This is a genomic window from Vibrio mangrovi (assembly GCF_024346955.1).
Classification (GTDB): Bacteria; Pseudomonadota; Gammaproteobacteria; order Enterobacterales; family Vibrionaceae; genus Vibrio; species Vibrio mangrovi.
On record NZ_AP024883.1, the window covers coordinates 3,239,152 to 3,254,492 of the forward strand.

The 15,341-nt window shown below is 47.0% G+C and carries 15 protein-coding genes; 6 read left to right on the top strand and 9 right to left on the bottom strand.

Annotation, left to right across the window (positions count from 1 at the left end):
• Positions 1 to 114: 114 nt before the first annotated feature.
• The 6 genes from OCU74_RS14445 to kefG all read right to left on the bottom strand — a co-directional run bounded on the left by OCU74_RS14445 (position 115) and on the right by kefG (position 5,891).
• Entirely contained in the window at positions 115 to 1,416 is a 1,302-nt protein-coding gene (locus OCU74_RS14445; protein WP_087482295.1) for an adenylosuccinate synthase, read from the bottom strand.
• A 151-nt stretch (positions 1,417 to 1,567) separates the two neighbouring features.
• Positions 1,568 to 2,509: an isoaspartyl peptidase/L-asparaginase family protein gene (locus OCU74_RS14450; protein ID WP_087482294.1), complete on the bottom strand. Its 942-nt coding sequence runs from the start codon at positions 2,507 to 2,509 to the stop codon at positions 1,568 to 1,570.
• 87 nt (positions 2,510 to 2,596) lie between these two features.
• Complete coding sequence (slyD, locus tag OCU74_RS14455; RefSeq protein WP_087482293.1) at positions 2,597 to 3,175, bottom strand: peptidylprolyl isomerase; 579 nt, start codon at positions 3,173 to 3,175, stop codon at positions 2,597 to 2,599.
• Between the two features lie 121 nt (positions 3,176 to 3,296).
• Positions 3,297 to 3,500, bottom strand: a complete 204-nt coding sequence (locus tag OCU74_RS14460; protein WP_087482292.1) for a YheV family putative zinc ribbon protein — start codon at positions 3,498 to 3,500, stop codon at positions 3,297 to 3,299.
• Positions 3,501 to 5,306: a glutathione-regulated potassium-efflux system protein KefB gene (gene kefB, locus OCU74_RS14465; protein WP_087482291.1), complete on the bottom strand. Its 1,806-nt coding sequence runs from the start codon at positions 5,304 to 5,306 to the stop codon at positions 3,501 to 3,503.
• Entirely contained in the window at positions 5,307 to 5,891 is a 585-nt protein-coding gene (kefG, locus tag OCU74_RS14470; RefSeq protein WP_087482290.1) for a glutathione-regulated potassium-efflux system ancillary protein KefG, read from the bottom strand. It lies immediately after the preceding gene.
• 283 nt (positions 5,892 to 6,174) lie between these two features.
• On the opposite strand from kefG, the gene OCU74_RS14475 reads away from it, so the two are divergent.
• From OCU74_RS14475 to crp, 6 genes are all read left to right on the top strand, one after another.
• The gene (locus OCU74_RS14475; protein ID WP_087482289.1) at positions 6,175 to 8,088 is read left to right on the top strand and encodes an ABC transporter ATP-binding protein; all 1,914 of its coding nucleotides are present in this window, start codon (positions 6,175 to 6,177) and stop codon (positions 8,086 to 8,088) included.
• Positions 8,085 to 8,591 carry a TIGR02444 family protein gene (locus OCU74_RS14480; RefSeq protein WP_087482288.1) on the top strand — a complete coding sequence of 169 codons (507 nt, stop codon included), beginning with the start codon at positions 8,085 to 8,087 and terminating at the stop codon, positions 8,589 to 8,591. Before OCU74_RS14475 ends, OCU74_RS14480 begins: the two co-directional genes overlap by 4 nt.
• A gap of 68 nt (positions 8,592 to 8,659) precedes the next feature.
• Complete coding sequence (locus tag OCU74_RS14485; protein ID WP_390623658.1) at positions 8,660 to 9,652, top strand: hydrolase; 993 nt, start codon at positions 8,660 to 8,662, stop codon at positions 9,650 to 9,652.
• Between the two features lie 99 nt (positions 9,653 to 9,751).
• A complete protein-coding gene (locus OCU74_RS14490) occupies positions 9,752 to 9,964 on the top strand; it encodes a YheU family protein (protein WP_087482287.1) in 213 nt (70 codons plus the stop codon).
• A gap of 111 nt (positions 9,965 to 10,075) precedes the next feature.
• Positions 10,076 to 10,945: a phosphoribulokinase gene (locus OCU74_RS14495; protein WP_087482286.1), complete on the top strand. Its 870-nt coding sequence runs from the start codon at positions 10,076 to 10,078 to the stop codon at positions 10,943 to 10,945.
• A 252-nt stretch (positions 10,946 to 11,197) separates the two neighbouring features.
• Complete coding sequence (gene crp, locus OCU74_RS14500; RefSeq protein ID WP_038179153.1) at positions 11,198 to 11,830, top strand: cAMP-activated global transcriptional regulator CRP; 633 nt, start codon at positions 11,198 to 11,200, stop codon at positions 11,828 to 11,830.
• Between the two features lie 74 nt (positions 11,831 to 11,904).
• Here crp and OCU74_RS14505 read toward each other — a convergent pair whose 3' ends face one another.
• The 3 genes from OCU74_RS14505 to OCU74_RS14515 form a co-directional block, all read right to left on the bottom strand.
• Complete coding sequence (locus OCU74_RS14505; RefSeq protein WP_087482285.1) at positions 11,905 to 12,702, bottom strand: DUF1338 domain-containing protein; 798 nt, start codon at positions 12,700 to 12,702, stop codon at positions 11,905 to 11,907.
• Between the two features lie 65 nt (positions 12,703 to 12,767).
• Positions 12,768 to 13,790, bottom strand: a complete 1,023-nt coding sequence (astA, locus tag OCU74_RS14510) for an arginine N-succinyltransferase (protein WP_087482284.1) — start codon at positions 13,788 to 13,790, stop codon at positions 12,768 to 12,770.
• 92 nt (positions 13,791 to 13,882) lie between these two features.
• Entirely contained in the window at positions 13,883 to 15,094 is a 1,212-nt protein-coding gene (locus tag OCU74_RS14515) for an aspartate aminotransferase family protein (protein WP_087482283.1), read from the bottom strand.
• Positions 15,095 to 15,341: the final 247 nt, after the last annotated feature.

Below are 15,341 nucleotides of genomic sequence, written 5' to 3' on the forward strand. Positions count from 1 at the left end.
GACTTTAGGAGAAAGTTATTGTCGATTTTTTACACAACCCAACTGTACATAACAATCCCTGAAAAAGCAAAAAGCCGGTCCTCAAAGACCGGCTTTGCTATCAAACAGTATGTGTTACGCAACACTGAACGGATGAACTTTAATAATAGTTTCATTCCGGTCCGGACCTGTTGAAATAATATCGACAGGAACACCCGTCAACTCTTCGATTCGCTGAACATAGTTCAGAGCAGCCTGAGGTAAATCCTCAAGTGATTTGGCACCGAATGTGCTGTCAGACCAGCCCGGCATCGTTTCATAAATCGGTGTAACATGCTCGTATGCATCGGCAGCCATCGGAGAGACTTCCGCAACCGATCCATCCTGCATTTGATAACCAGTACAGATTTTGATTTCTTTCAAACCATCCAGTACATCCAGCTTAGTCATACAGAAACCAGTAATTGAGTTGATTTGAATTGCACGACGCATCGCAACAGCATCAAACCAGCCACAACGACGTTTACGGCCTGTTGTTGCACCAAACTCCTGCCCTTTGGTTCCCAGATGTTCACCAACTTCGTCATTCAACTCCGTTGGGAAAGGACCAGCACCAACGCGGGTACAATAAGCTTTAGCAATACCAAGAATATATCCAAGGTGGCAAGGGCCGAAACCGGATCCGGCAGCAACACCGCCTGCAGTAGTATTTGAAGAAGTTACATAAGGATAAGTCCCGTGATCGATATCCAGAAGAGTTCCCTGAGCCCCTTCAAACATGATTTTGTCACCGCGCTTGCGGGCTGCATCAAGTTCATCGGTAACATCAATCACCATTGACGTTAACACGTCGGCATAGCCCATGACCTGTTCCAGAACTTCATCGTAACTGACTGGTTCAACCTTATAGAAATTGACCAGCTGGAAGTTATGATATTCCATGACTTCCTGTAGTTTTCCAGCGAAAGCAGCCCGATCAAACAGATCTCCGACACGCAAACCACGACGAGCAACTTTGTCTTCGTAAGCAGGGCCGATACCACGACCGGTTGTGCCGATGGCTTTCTTACCACGAGCGGCTTCACGTGCCTGATCCAGAGCAATATGGTATGGCAGAATCAGAGGGCAGGCTTCAGAAATAGAAAGACGTTCACGGACAGGAATACCCCGCGCTTCCAGCTCTCCCATTTCTTTCAGAAGAGCATCCGGCGAAAGTACCACACCATTACCGATAATACATTTTACGTGTTCGCGGAGAATTCCAGATGGAATCAAGTGAAGAACGGTTTTTTCACCGTCAATGACCAGTGTATGACCTGCATTATGGCCGCCCTGATAACGGACAACATACTTTGCATCTTCAGTAAGCAGATCAACAATTTTTCCTTTACCTTCATCACCCCATTGGGTGCCTAGTACGACTACGTTATTTCCCATCTTTCCAAATCTGATTGCTGGTTAAAAATGGATTCTACCACCGAATGTTTCGTGATGCAGTCATTTTTTAAGCATAAAAATTTCATAAAAAAATAACTTTTTGTTCTATTTTATCATCAAAACGAAATCGTTTGCGTCGGATGCAACATCACTACTCATCAGCATAGATTTTGATCTGTTTTTTCCCATGAATATCTATGCAACCACGATACATTCCCGAACAGTTGATTCCAAAATGAATTTCACCATTCTGATCAATTGCAATCAAACCACCTTCTCCGCCCAGCATCTTCACATCTCCCTGAATTACGGATGTACAGGCGGTATGAATATCTTCCTGCAAATAGCGCATTCGGGCTGCAACATCACTGGCGACACAACAGCGGATGAATACTTCTCCCATTCCGGTAGCAGAAACTGCAACACGATGGTTCTCGGCATATGTCCCTGCCCCGATGATCGGCGAGTCACCAACCCGGCCATAGTGTTTATTCGTCACTCCACCCGTACTGGTCGCAGCAGCCAGATTTCCTTCGGCGTCCAGCGCAACTGCTCCGACAGTTCCAAATTTATGATCATCAGGATAATGAGATTCAGAAAGAGCCACTTTTCCCTGCTCCTTCATCGCTAAAAGCTGTTCATAGCGCCGGTCGGTAAAGAAATAATCCTGTTCGGTGTAGTCATACCCCAGATTTGACGCAAATTCTTCAGCACCCTCACCGATGAGCAATACATGCTCACTTTTCTGCATCACATCTCTGGCAAGTAACACCGGATTCCGGATATGCCGGATACCAGCAACAGCACCAGCCTGCCGCTGTTTACCGCTCATAACGGCAGCATCCATTTCTACCATCTCTTTATCCGTCAGCACCGAACCTTTTCCAGCATTAAAATGTGGTGAATCCTCAAGAATTCTAACTGCACACACGACAGCATCCACTGCACTTTTCCCTTGTCGAAGCAACTCATGTCCCTGGCTGACAGCCATATCCAGAGCCGATTCAATCTCCCGGCGAATGTCGCAGGTCATCTGAGAACGCAAAATTGTCCCGGCACCACCATGAATCGCAATAGCAAAAGGTTTATTCATACATACATCCTGTCAGACCAACAAAAAACACCTGCACAAAAGGGCAGGTGTTTCCATAAAGATTCAGTGAAGCGAATCAGGATTCAATTAATGGCAACCGCAACCGCCGTTACCACCACAGCAACCTTCTTCACCATGCTCGTGATCGTGACCACCACAGCAGCCTTCTTCACCATGTTCATGACCGTGACCACAGCCACCGCCCTGATGAATATGCCCATGCGCAATTTCTTCATCAGTTGCAGAACGAACGGCAACTACCTCAACGTCAAAAGTCAGAGTCTGACCAGCCAGCATGTGGTTACCATCAACCACAACTTCATCACCATCGACTTCAGTAATTTCAACCGGAATCTGGCCCTGATCGGTTTCCGCCAGAAAACGCATGCCCGCTTCAAGCTGATCAACACCATGGAATACATCTGCCGGCACACGCTGAACCAGATCATCATTATATTCACCGTATGCATCTTCAGGTGCGACTGTTGCGGTAAATTTGTCTCCTGCAACTTTACCTTCAAGCTCACGCTCCAGTCCTACAATCAGGTTGTTGTGACCATGCAGGTAATCGAGTGGGGCATCAGCTGTTGACTGATCGGCTACAACACCATCTTCCAGTTTGAGTTGATAAGCCAGACTCACCACAACATTCTTTTCAATTTTCATAAACGCTCCAAGGCATCGAGTGTATTTTGTCACCTGTCGTGACCGTATAGCATATGTCCAAGCGATCGGAAATCCTTGGAGAACTGCGCAATATTATGAAGAACTCTCCTCAAAACCTCAATTAATCCGGTTTAAAAATACCAATCATTGCTTCTTCTGCATGAGTACTCTGCTGAACTGAACGTGGAGTTCTCTGTTCGGTGTAATCACATTCGACACACTCGACATACTCAATCTGATGATCTTCCCACCAGCGTAGCGAATCAGCTGTCTGACACTGTGGACAACTGGCTCCGGCAATAAAACGTTTCTTTGTTCCTGCCATTTAATCTTGCTCTCTTTCCCAAAAATCACGAGCCTGATGGTCTTTTTCCATTTCACGCCCAAATATTTCTTCCAGCTCCTGCCTGACCTCTTTGGCCCGCAATGAAAGTTGCTTATCTTCATTATGCATTGGCAGAAGCTCTTTTAGCATAGCGTTATCCAGACGACGAAAATGTGACTCGGCTCGTTTCGCCTGATACGGATGCATCCCCAATTCAACCAAGGTCTGCCGCCCTAAATCCAGAGCGCCCAGAAAGGTTTCTCTAGAGTAATGTTCGACTCCATGGTTCAGTAACTGATACGCTTCAACCCGGCTCCGGGCCCGGGACAGAATTTTCAGCGTCGGAAAATGATGCTGACATAATTCGACGATCGCCATCACTTCATCCGGATCATCCGTGCATATCACAATCGCTTCTGCATCTTCCGCACCGGCAGAACGAAGCAACTCTAGATTGGAAGCATCTCCGTAAAATACCTGATAGCCATATTTACGCAGTAACTTTATCTGGCTGGCATCACTTTCAAGAATGGTGACTTTAATTTTATTGGCGAACATCAGACGGCCGACAATTTGTCCAAACCGCCCAAACCCGGCAATAATGACTCTCGGCTCATGATTTTCAACATCAACAGTCAGGTCATCTGCCGTATTGAATCCGCGGGCAAACCAGCGCCTCTGAATGCTGAGCAATATCGGTGTCGTCACCATGGATAAACTGACGACCACCAGCAAAAATGAGGTTTGCTCTGATTGTAGCAATCCTTCAGATTGCGCCGCGGTAAAAATAACAAAAGCAAATTCACCGCCCTGGCTCAGAATCGCCGCCATATTACTACGAGCTTTAGCCCGGGTTCCGAACAGTCGCGCCAGTAAATAAAGGACACCACCTTTCACTGCCACAAGAATGGCTACAGCGGCTAAAATCTGTAGCGGATTCTGAATGAGCAGCCCCAAATCAACCGCCATACCGATGGCCATAAAAAATAGCCCGAGTAGTAAACCTTTAAATGGCTCTATCGAAACTTCCAGTTCATGGCGGAATTCACTCTCTGCCAGTAGCACACCGGCCAGGAAAGTTCCCAGAGCCATAGACAACCCCAGAAACTGCATCAGCAACGCAATACTGATCACCAGCAGGAGAGCGGCTACTGTGAATAATTCCCTGACACCGCTCATCACAATATAGCGAAACAAAGGACTCAGCAGGAAGTGACCGCCAACCAGCAATCCGACGATACCACATAACATCCAGAGACCATCGATCCACTCTCCGGCAGAATTCCCGGCCAGAACAGGAAGAAGCGCCAGCATCGGGATCACTGCGATATCCTGAAATAACAGTACCGCAAACCCGGACTGCCCGGTTTCACTTCGCTCCAGCTCCTGCTCTTCTATAACCCGTAAAGCAATAGCCGTGGAAGAAAGTGCCAACCCCATTCCCATCACCAGACTCGCCTGCCAGCTACTGACAAAAAAATGAATCAGGCTGGCTAAAACAGCGCTGGTCACAACAACCTGAGCACCGCCAAGCCCCAGAATAGGTGATTTCATTTGCCAGAGCTTACGGGGATTCAGTTCCAGACCAATGACAAAAAGCAGCAGGACAACACCAAACTCGGCAAAATGCAAGATAGCTTCAACGTCATTGATCAATCCCAGTCCCCAGGGACCGATCGCAACCCCGGCCAGCAGATAGCCCAGCACTGACCCCAGTCCTGCCCGCTGTGCCACCGGCACTGCAATCGCTGCCGCGGTCAGAAATACGGCACCGCTTTGCAGAAAGTCATTCGTCAGTGCAGCCATTTATTCCTCCTCTGGATGATGGGTGTTCGTTATCTCAGGAGCACTCAGCCACCGACGATAAGACTCAGCATGTCCGTACCTTTCGGTTTCGGTCACATTACGAGACCAATATAAGATTAACGGCTCACACCACTCCATGCGACAAAGAGAGGCAACCAGTTCAAAAGGCTGTAAAATCTCATCCAGCGGATATTTGTTGTATCCCTTACTGCCGAAAGCAGCTTTCTTCCCCCCGGTGGTAATGACACTACGCCAGAGTTTCCCTTCCAGCGCACACCGGGCACCAAATGCGAAATCCTTGCATAACACCCGATCCAACCACTCTTTTAGCAAAGCAGGACAGGAATACATATATAACGGATGCTGAAAGACAATGACATCGTGTTCCATCAGCAATGCCTGTTCAGCATTCACATCGATGAAGAAATCCGGATAGGCAGCATAAAGATCATGAATGGTGACATGCTCAAGCGGCTCGATCGCTTTGATCAATATCTGATTAACGACAGAACTCTGAGGCTCCGGATGCGCAAAGATCACCAGCACTTTGGGGCATTTCATGATAAGTGGAACCGAATCTGCCATGATTTTACTCACTCCTATTTAGATGAATCATAACGCATTTTAGCCAGAGCACGCGTATCTTTCCCGACGATTTCTGTAATAATTATTTTCGTCGTGAAATCACAACAACTCAAGTCATAACCTTCCTCCGGCAACAAATAAGCACACAGAAACACCAGCCGGGGTTATTGGTGTATATGTTATCACCTGCCATATAAATAGAAGATCTCTCGCCTAATCATCGACATTTATCGTCAATCCACCTACTATTTCGGGCAGTTCGCTTTCAACCTCAAAAATTTTTATGATTACCTTCTCTGATATTCAGTTACTACGCGGCGGAAAACCGCTTTTAGAACAAGCCTCTGCAACCATCCATCCGGGAGACAAAGTCGGTCTGGTCGGTAAAAATGGCTGCGGCAAATCTACTCTGTTTGCGTTACTGAAAGATGAACTGAGTGTCGATGCCGGTTCATTCAACATGCCCGCGCAATGGGAACTTGCCTGGGTCGCTCAGGAGACACCGGCTCTGGAACGCAGTGCGATTGAATATGTCATCGATGGTGATCGGGAATACCGTTTGCTGGAAAAACAGTTACAACAGGCGGAGCAAAATGGAGAAGGCACCCGCGTCGCAGAACTACACGGTCATATAGAAACCATTGGTGGCTATAGTATCCGGGCAAGAGCCGCGGAGTTACTTGACGGTCTGGGGTTCAGTCAGGAACAGATGCAGTGGCACCTGACACAATTCTCCGGAGGGTGGCGGATGCGCCTGAACCTGGCTCAGGCATTATTATGCCGTTCCGATCTGCTGTTACTCGACGAACCAACCAACCACCTGGATTTAGATGCCGTAATGTGGCTGGAACGCTGGCTGCAAAATTATCCGGGGACTCTGGTGTTAATCTCCCATGACCGGGATTTCCTCGATCCAATCGTCGGCAGAATTATCCATATCGAGAATCAGCAGCTCAACGAATATACCGGAAACTATTCTTCTTTCGAGAATCAGAGAGCTGAAAAACTGGTCCTGCAACAGGCCATTTATCAGAAGCAGCAAAAACAGATCTCGCATATGCAGAGTTATATTGATCGCTTCCGCTATAAAGCATCTAAAGCCCGGCAGGCACAGAGCCGGATCAAAGCACTGGAACGGATGGAAAAAGTTCTGCCGGCTCAGTTAGATAACCCTTTCAGCTTTGAGTTCAGAGAACCGGCTGCATTGCCAAATCCAATTCTGATGATGGATGAAGTCAGTGCCGGATATGGTGATGTTTCCATTCTCAGTCAGATCAGACTCAATCTGGTTCCGGGCAGTCGTATCGGGCTTCTGGGTCGTAATGGTGCCGGTAAATCGACACTCATTAAACTTCTGTCCGGAGAGCTAAAACCTCAGAGCGGCTCACTAACTTATTCTCAGGGCGTGAAGATCGGTTATTTTGCCCAGCATCAGTTGGAAACACTCCACCCTGAAGAAACCCCATTGCAGCATTTGATGCAGATCGCTCCAAATCATACGGAACAACAGTTGAGAGATTATCTCGGTAGTTTCGGCTTTCAGGGAGACAAAGCTCTGGAAAAAGTAGCGCCATTCTCCGGCGGAGAAAAAGCCCGTCTGGTACTGGCACTTATCGTCTGGCAGAAACCAAATCTGCTGCTACTGGATGAACCGACCAACCACCTTGACCTGGATATGCGTCAGGCACTGACTCTGGCATTACAGACTTATGAAGGTGCAATGGTTATCGTCAGTCACGATCGGTATCTGCTCCGGGCAACCACTGATGATTTCTATCTGGTTCATGATGCACAGGTTGCATCATTCGATGGCGACCTGAATGACTACTATCGCTGGCTGACCGATCAACAAAAACAGGAAAAGAGAGAACAGACTCCGGCAAAAGAGAGTCAGTTCAGTGCCGCAGCCAAAAAAGAGCAGAAACGTAAAGAAGCCGAATTACGCAAACAAACAGCACCAATTCGCAAGAAGCTGACACAACTGGAGCAGGAAATCGATAGATTACATGCGACCCTCAGCGATGCCGAGCAGCAATTAGCCGATTCCTCGCTGTATGAAAGCGAGAATAAAGCTAAACTTACTCAGGTGCTGGCACTTCAGGCTCAAAGCAAATCTGATCTTGATGAAGTGGAATCCCAGTGGATGGAACAGCAAGAACACCTTGAACAGATGGAACAGGAGTTCAATTCTCTATGACTCAGACGCAGGTTCATATTTCCCTGACACTGGAGCGACTCTGGCAATTCAGTTTGCAATATTACAGTGTGCGGGAAGTAAAAGAAGCCTGCCTGAGCCTACAAAACAACTACCACGGCAATGTCAACTTATTACTGTTACTCAAATGGCTGGATGAACAACAGGCGAGTATCGATGAACAGGACTGGCACCGGGTGCTGACCTGCATTGGTCCGACCGAAGGATTGCTGCACAGCTACCGGGAACTCCGCAGAAAACTGAAAGTTCATCTGCCGGATACGCTTTATCGTGAATCGCTTCAGTTTGAGCTACAGCTGGAAAAACAGCAGCAGTCCGATCTGGTTGACTGTATTAATCAGCTTGAGCTCTATTCTGTCGGCTCACAACGAATGACCCAACGCTACTGTAAAGAACTGGCTGCTGATCATCTTGCCGGTATTTTCAGTAAGCCAGCCTCATTTTCACCAAAGCAGTTGTCATCAAAGCAGTCACCACAAAAATAATTACCATCAGAGCAACAGGGAAAGTAACCGTGCAGAATTACTGTGAAAAGGATAATACTGTGAGCCGGATTAACTCACTGACATTTAAACCGGCTTTCGGCGGAACAACACCTCATATACAGACACTGCTTCCCAGATGGGTACGCCGGGAACCGCTGTTTTCTCCGCACAGGGAAACACTGACAACGCCGGATGATGATATTCTGAGTCTGGCATGGAGCGAAGATCCATGCCTTCCATCAGTTCAGATCAAACCGCTGTTCATTTTATTTCATGGTCTGGAAGGGAACTTTGACAGCCCTTATGCCAACGGTCTGATGCATGCCTTTGCCCAACAAGGCTGGCTGGCCGTCATGATGCATTTCCGGGGATGTGACGGGCAACCTAATCGCCGTCCCCGCGCTTATCATTCGGGAGAAACCAGTGATCCCCGCTATTTTCTGGAGCAAGTCAGCCTGCGTTTCCCCGGTAATTACAAAATGGCTGCCGGCATTTCTCTCGGTGGTAACATGCTGGCGAATTATCTGGCCGAGTTTGCCGATGAACCATTGCTCAATAGCGCGACCATTATTTCCGCTCCTTTCGATCTGGGCGCATGTTCAAGCAGAATCAATCAGGGATTTTCCCGTCTTTACCAGACTTATCTGCTCAGCTCACTCAAGAAAAATGCCTACCGCAAGTTAGATACACTTCAGCAGGCCATTCCGATCACTCAACCACTGATCCACCAGTTGAAAACATTACAGGAATTCGATGATCTGATTACTGCTCCCTTACACGGTTTTTCCGATGCTCAGGACTATTATCAGCAATGTTCGGCAATTTCTAAACTGGACCGGATTCGCCTGCCAACCCTGATTTTACACGCGAAAGACGATCCGTTTATGACAGACGCAGTCATTCCTAACACTCCACTTCCGAAAACAATACACTATCAGCTTCTGGAACATGGCGGGCATGTCGGCTTTTTGAGTGGCAGCATCCTCAGACCCCGTTTCTGGCTGGAAGAAATGCTGCCGCAATATTATCGGGAAAAACGATATTATCGGGAAAAGCGATGATTATTATGAAAAGTTATCAAAAATCCGCAAATATGCATATTGAGTTCATTTGAGTATAATAGTCAGATATACCTGAGTAAAAAATAGAGAGTCATCACTATGATTGTTCCCTGGCAAACGATCGATCCGGACACACTCGATAACCTGATCCGGGAGTTTATTCTCCGGGAAGGGACCGATTACGGCGAGCAGGAAGTGTCTCTTGAGGACAAGGTTGCCCAGGTCAAACAGCAAATTCAGACCGGTGAAGCAGTCATCGTTTATTCAGAACTTCATGAATCCGTTGATATTCAACTAAACAGATATCGTTAATTCATCAATTGTCCGGTGACAGCACCGATTTCCATGATATAGTGAATCAGATTTCCCGGAGAAAAAACCGGGAAATCGGTTGATTGAGTGAATGATAAGACAAGGTATGTCATGTCAGCAAAACATCCGATTATCGCCGTAACCGGTTCTTCCGGAGCCGGTACAACGACAACCTCCGAAGCCTTCCGCAAAATGTTTAACATGATGCGAATCAAGCCAGCCTGGGTTGAAGGTGACAGTTTTCACCGCTTTACCCGGCCGGAAATGGACGTAGAAATTCGTAAGGCCAGGGAGCAGGGCCGCCATATCAGTTATTTCGGCCCTCAGGCAAATGACTTTCCTGCACTGGAAGAGTTTTTCCGGGAATATGGTCGTTCCGGGACAGGAAAAATTCGCCGTTATCTGCATACATTTGATGAAGCAGTTCCTTATAATCAGATGCCGGGAACATTTACTCCCTGGCAGGATCTGCCCAACGATACCAATGTCCTCTTTTATGAAGGGTTACATGGCGGTGTTGTTGATGGAGAGACAAATGTCCCTCAGCATGTTGATTTTCTGATAGGCATGGTACCGATTGTCAATCTGGAATGGATTCAGAAATATGTCCGGGATACCCGGGATCGGGGACACTCCAGAGAAGCGGTGATGGATTCGATTGTCCGTTCAATGGATGACTACCTGAATTATATTACTCCTCAATTTTCCCGGACACATATCAACTTTCAGCGGGTTCCGACGGTTGATACCTCGAATCCTCTGAGCGCCAAGGGGATTCCGAGCCTGGATGAAAGTTTTGTCGTCATTCGTCTGCGTGGGATTAAAAAGGTCGATTTCCCTTATCTTTTGGCGATGATTGACGGTTCGTTTATGTCACGACATAACACCATTGTCGTACCGGGAGGAAAAATGAGTTTTGCAATGGAATTGATCGTTCGTCCAATCCTTCAGCAGTTGATTGAAACAGGGAAAATTGGTTAACAAACGATTCAATGGGACAGAATTTGGTGCTTTTAGTTCCTATACCGTGACAATGAGCACATTTTTGCGTACAAAATCACGGTCATGACACGATTAAAGTCAAGAAATTGTGTAAGAAAAAGGATACTATTTGAAACCGAAACAGAAGACAACTTGCAGGCTTTCTCAAGTGCTTTTATGCTAAGTATTCAGTTCGAGCTTCGCTAAAACATGGAAAGCAGCAAGCATACCCTGCAGAGGAAGAGAGATATTATGGTTCTAGGTAAACCTCAAACCGATCCAACATTAGAGTGGTTTCTTTCACATTGTCACATTCATAAATACCCGTCGAAAAGTACGCTGATTCATGCAGGCGAAAAAGCGGAAACGCTTTATTACATCGTGAAGGGTTCCGTTGCTGTTCTGATAAAGGATGAAGAAGGAAAAGAGATGATCCTTTCTTACCTCAATCAGGGTGACTTTATCGGTGAACTTGGTTTATTCGAAGAAGGTCAGGAACGAACAGCCTGGGTCAGAGCAAAATCTCCCTGTGAAGTTGCAGAAATTTCCTTCAAGAAATTCCGTCAGTTGATTCAGGTAAACCCGGATATTCTGATGCGTCTGGCAGGACAAATGGCAAGCCGCCTTCAGGTAACCAGCCAGAAAGTTGGCGATTTGGCCTTCCTGGATGTTACTGGACGTATTGCACAGACATTACTGAATCTGGCAAAACAACCTGATGCAATGACGCACCCGGATGGAATGCAGATTAAGATTACCCGTCAGGAGATCGGTCAAATCGTTGGCTGCTCCCGTGAAACCGTTGGCCGCATTTTGAAGATGCTCGAAGAGCAAAACCTTATTTCAGCCCACGGAAAAACAATCGTGGTATACGGTACACGATAATTTCTTCCCTGATCCAATAAGTAGAAAGCCATCCTCGGATGGCTTTTTTATTACTGATATCCCTTCAATATGATTCACCGCTGATGATGTGTACTTTCAAAGATTTTGTCGGCTGATGCTTCAACGAATCCGGGATACAACATCCCATTTGCCATCGGATAACGTTTGGCAAATTCATAGAACCCACCGGGAACCAACAGTTCCGCTTCATCAAATTCAACGACAACCCGATCTGCCATCGTGGATGACTGCTCCAGAAAAAGTTCCGGCGATCCCTTCACTTCACCCCCGGCTGCGTTTATGACAAAACCATGCTGATGCAGGTAAGCATTCACTTCAGCCACCTGATTGAATCGAGACAGTTGATTCACACTGACAGTGAAATGATTGGCTCCGTATCCGTGCGCAGCAACCCAGGCAGCATACTCACTTTCTTCTGCCAGCAGATAATACTGTTCCAGTGAAATGGGCCATAAACGTCCGCCATAAAGAAAATCGACGTCCGTAACCATATCAGGCTTCACATGAGACACCAGACTTCGGACAATCTTCTGCAATGCTTCAGAGCAACGGTTTACTTCCAGTTCACTGATAAAAACTTTGGGTAATTTAGGATTAGGATGCTCAAAATGCTGTGCTCGCAGCATCTTCTGTTCAAACTGGTAATGTCCTTTGGCTATGTATCCCAGACGAAGAAATGGCTGAGCGACAATTTCAAGACCAACCTGTGGCAGATTAAAGGTACGCAATGCAATATGGTCATTGATCAGCGGCTCATTCTCCTGAAGTAGTTCATGAACCCGCCATGCTGACGGGCAAAGTCTGGTTGTATAATCTTGCCATAATGCAGTAAACAGTGAGTCCGGCGTCATAAGCGCCTCCTTCTCTATCAACAATGACGGGCTTCACCGGGCACCGTCTGCCATCTCTGAATATTTCAGGAGATCAGCAGAAAACGGACCCGATCACCAGACTGGATCAACAAAGCCCGGGCAACTTCAGGCGTGACGATCACAGTCTCAGATTCCAGGCGAAAATCAACCTCAGCAATTGTTGCCCGGAAAAATTCAAATGAGGTATTACTAAGCATTATTTTTTGGCGGCCCTTATGTGCTGCAACTTTGACGGTTGCAGAGACCGAATGCCTCACCGACTCAATATGCCGTAAATCACACTCAACTGTCGGACCGGCATCAAAAATATCGACATAATTCCGGCAGGTAAAACCTTCTTCTTCCAATAATTTTAAAGCCGGTTTCGTTTTTTCATGGACCTGTCCGATAACAGCCTGTGCTTCTGGAGTCAGTAAATTAATATAAATCGGCAGCTTAGGCATCAGTTCCGCAATAAACCCTTTATGTCCCGAACCGGTTAAATAATCTGCCAGAGAAAAATCGATAGAAAAAAAGTGTTCCTGAAGCCACTTCCAGAAAGGAGAGTTTCCCTGTTCGTCAGAAACACCACGCATTTCAGCAATAATGGTCTGGGCAAAACGCTCCCGGTGCTCAGCCAGCATCAGAAAACGGCATTTTGACATCAGACGTCCGTTGAGTCCGACACGAAACTCAGGCAAAAGAAACAGTGTGCACAGCTCTGAACACCCGGTATAGTTATTGCCAAGCGTCAGTAACTTCACAATCTTGTTGACTCCCAGACGACGGGAAGAATGAAGAATCGTACTGATATGATAAGAATAAGAAGGCGCATCCCAGCCAACATAAGCTTCGATAGCGGTTGTACCGGCAATCCGGCCACTTTCTGTATCCACGCCGACCATCAGATAACTTTCATCTGTCGGAGCCTGAATACCGGTTTTAGCGAAACTCGCTTCAGAATGTTCAATACGATGAGACAGTAATGCCTCATTCACGGGCAGTGATGTAAATCCATAACCTGATTCTATTGCACAATGATAGAGTGCATTATAGTCAGCCATTGCAATGGGACGAACCACAAGCATGGATGTCTCTCCCTGAAAATCTGCATCCGAAATGAACGCAGTCTGACTATAAGCATAGCTCAGGATCGCCCAGATCCTGAGCTAAAATGTCACTAAGTTAATGATGCAATAGCTTTTTCCAGTCTCTGCAAACCTTCATGGATATCTGTATCATCAATAATCAGCGAAGGTGTGAAGCGGACAACATTCGCTCCGGCAACCAAGACCAGCACGCCCTCTTTTCCTGCCGCCTGCAATATTTCCCGGGATCGTCCTTGCCAGGCTTCAGTCAGTACGGCGCCCAGTAGCAGGCCTTTACCACGAATTTCGCTGAATATCGGATATTTAGCATTGATCTGTTGCAATCCATCACGGAACAACTGCTCTTTCTCTTTTACCCCCTGAAGCACCTGAGGCTGAGATGTGATATCAACGACAGCTTCTGCCACAGCACAGGCCAGAGGATTCCCGCCATAGGTTGAGCCATGGACACCAACCTTAAAGTGAGATGCAATTTCCGTGGTGGTTAACATCGCCCCAATCGGGAAACCGCCACCCAAAGATTTCGCGGTACTTAGTATATCCGGAGTCACTCCCGTTCCCTGATAAGCATAAAAGTCACCGGTGCGACCATTACCGGTCTGGACTTCATCAAAGATAAGTAACGCATTGTGCTCATCACACAACTCTCTGACCGCCTGAATGAATTCAGGTGTCGGAGAAATGATACCGCCTTCTCCCTGTAACGGCTCCATCATTACCGCACAGGTCCGCTCTGAAATCTGAGCTTTGAATGCTCCCAGATCGTTATAAGGAAGATGCACAACATCTGACGGCTTCGGTCCGAAGCCATCGGAGTAGGACGACTGTCCTCCAACGGTCACGGTAAAAAACGTCCGCCCATGGAATCCCTGTTCAAATGCAATAATTTCAGATTTTTCCGGGCCATAATTATCTGCGGCCCAACGACGGGCCAGCTTCAGTGCAGCCTCGTTAGCCTCAGCCCCGGAGTTGGCGAAAAAGACTTTTTCTGCAAAACTCAGTTCCGTTAATTTCTTTGCCAGACGCAAGGCTGGTTCATTGGTCATCACATTACTCAGATGCCAGACTTTCTGAGCCTGCTCTGTCAGAGCCTGAACCATTGCCGGATGGCAATGTCCCAGGCAACTGACTGCGATGCCTCCGGCAAAATCGATATATTCTTTCTCTGCCTGATCCCACAGCCGGGAACCTTTTCCCCGTACCGGAATCACTTCCATCGGACTGTAACAAGGTACCATGACCTCATCGAACTGTGCCCGATCGACTTTACTTTCTATAGCCATTGACGCATTCCCCTTTTCGTTCACGAGCTTACAACCGACAAATACCAGTATCCACCATTATAGATGATCGGTTCATTCTGACAGTTTACGGATGCTCTTAATATACCGTTCGACCGGTGTCAGTAACCGACACCATCGTCAATGACACTGTTCAGAACATTCTGCATTATTGATTCTATATGACTATTTATGCAATAAAAATGATTTTTATTGCATTTTAGATAATTTTTCGGGAAAGGTGTTTAGC

Bases quoted from the DNA above. Each gene is read 5' to 3' on its own strand.
- crp (WP_038179153.1), top strand. From the start codon at position 11,198: ATGGTTCTAGGTAAACCTCAAACCGATCCAACATTAGAGTGGTTTCTT.
- OCU74_RS14460 (WP_087482292.1), bottom strand. From the start codon at position 3,500: ATGGCAGGAACAAAGAAACGTTTTATTGCCGGAGCCAGTTGTCCACAG.
- OCU74_RS14505 (WP_087482285.1), bottom strand. From the start codon at position 12,702: ATGACGCCGGACTCACTGTTTACTGCATTATGGCAAGATTATACAACC.
- kefG (WP_087482290.1), bottom strand. From the start codon at position 5,891: ATGGCAGATTCGGTTCCACTTATCATGAAATGCCCCAAAGTGCTGGTG.
- astA (WP_087482284.1), bottom strand. From the start codon at position 13,790: ATGCTTGTGGTTCGTCCCATTGCAATGGCTGACTATAATGCACTCTAT.
- OCU74_RS14475 (WP_087482289.1), top strand. From the start codon at position 6,175: ATGATTACCTTCTCTGATATTCAGTTACTACGCGGCGGAAAACCGCTT.
- OCU74_RS14480 (WP_087482288.1), top strand. From the start codon at position 8,085: ATGACTCAGACGCAGGTTCATATTTCCCTGACACTGGAGCGACTCTGG.
- slyD (WP_087482293.1), bottom strand. From the start codon at position 3,175: ATGAAAATTGAAAAGAATGTTGTGGTGAGTCTGGCTTATCAACTCAAA.
- OCU74_RS14490 (WP_087482287.1), top strand. From the start codon at position 9,752: ATGATTGTTCCCTGGCAAACGATCGATCCGGACACACTCGATAACCTG.
- kefB (WP_087482291.1), bottom strand. From the start codon at position 5,306: ATGGCTGCACTGACGAATGACTTTCTGCAAAGCGGTGCCGTATTTCTG.
- OCU74_RS14445 (WP_087482295.1), bottom strand. From the start codon at position 1,416: ATGGGAAATAACGTAGTCGTACTAGGCACCCAATGGGGTGATGAAGGT.
- OCU74_RS14495 (WP_087482286.1), top strand. From the start codon at position 10,076: ATGTCAGCAAAACATCCGATTATCGCCGTAACCGGTTCTTCCGGAGCC.
- OCU74_RS14450 (WP_087482294.1), bottom strand. From the start codon at position 2,509: ATGAATAAACCTTTTGCTATTGCGATTCATGGTGGTGCCGGGACAATT.
- OCU74_RS14515 (WP_087482283.1), bottom strand. From the start codon at position 15,094: ATGGCTATAGAAAGTAAAGTCGATCGGGCACAGTTCGATGAGGTCATG.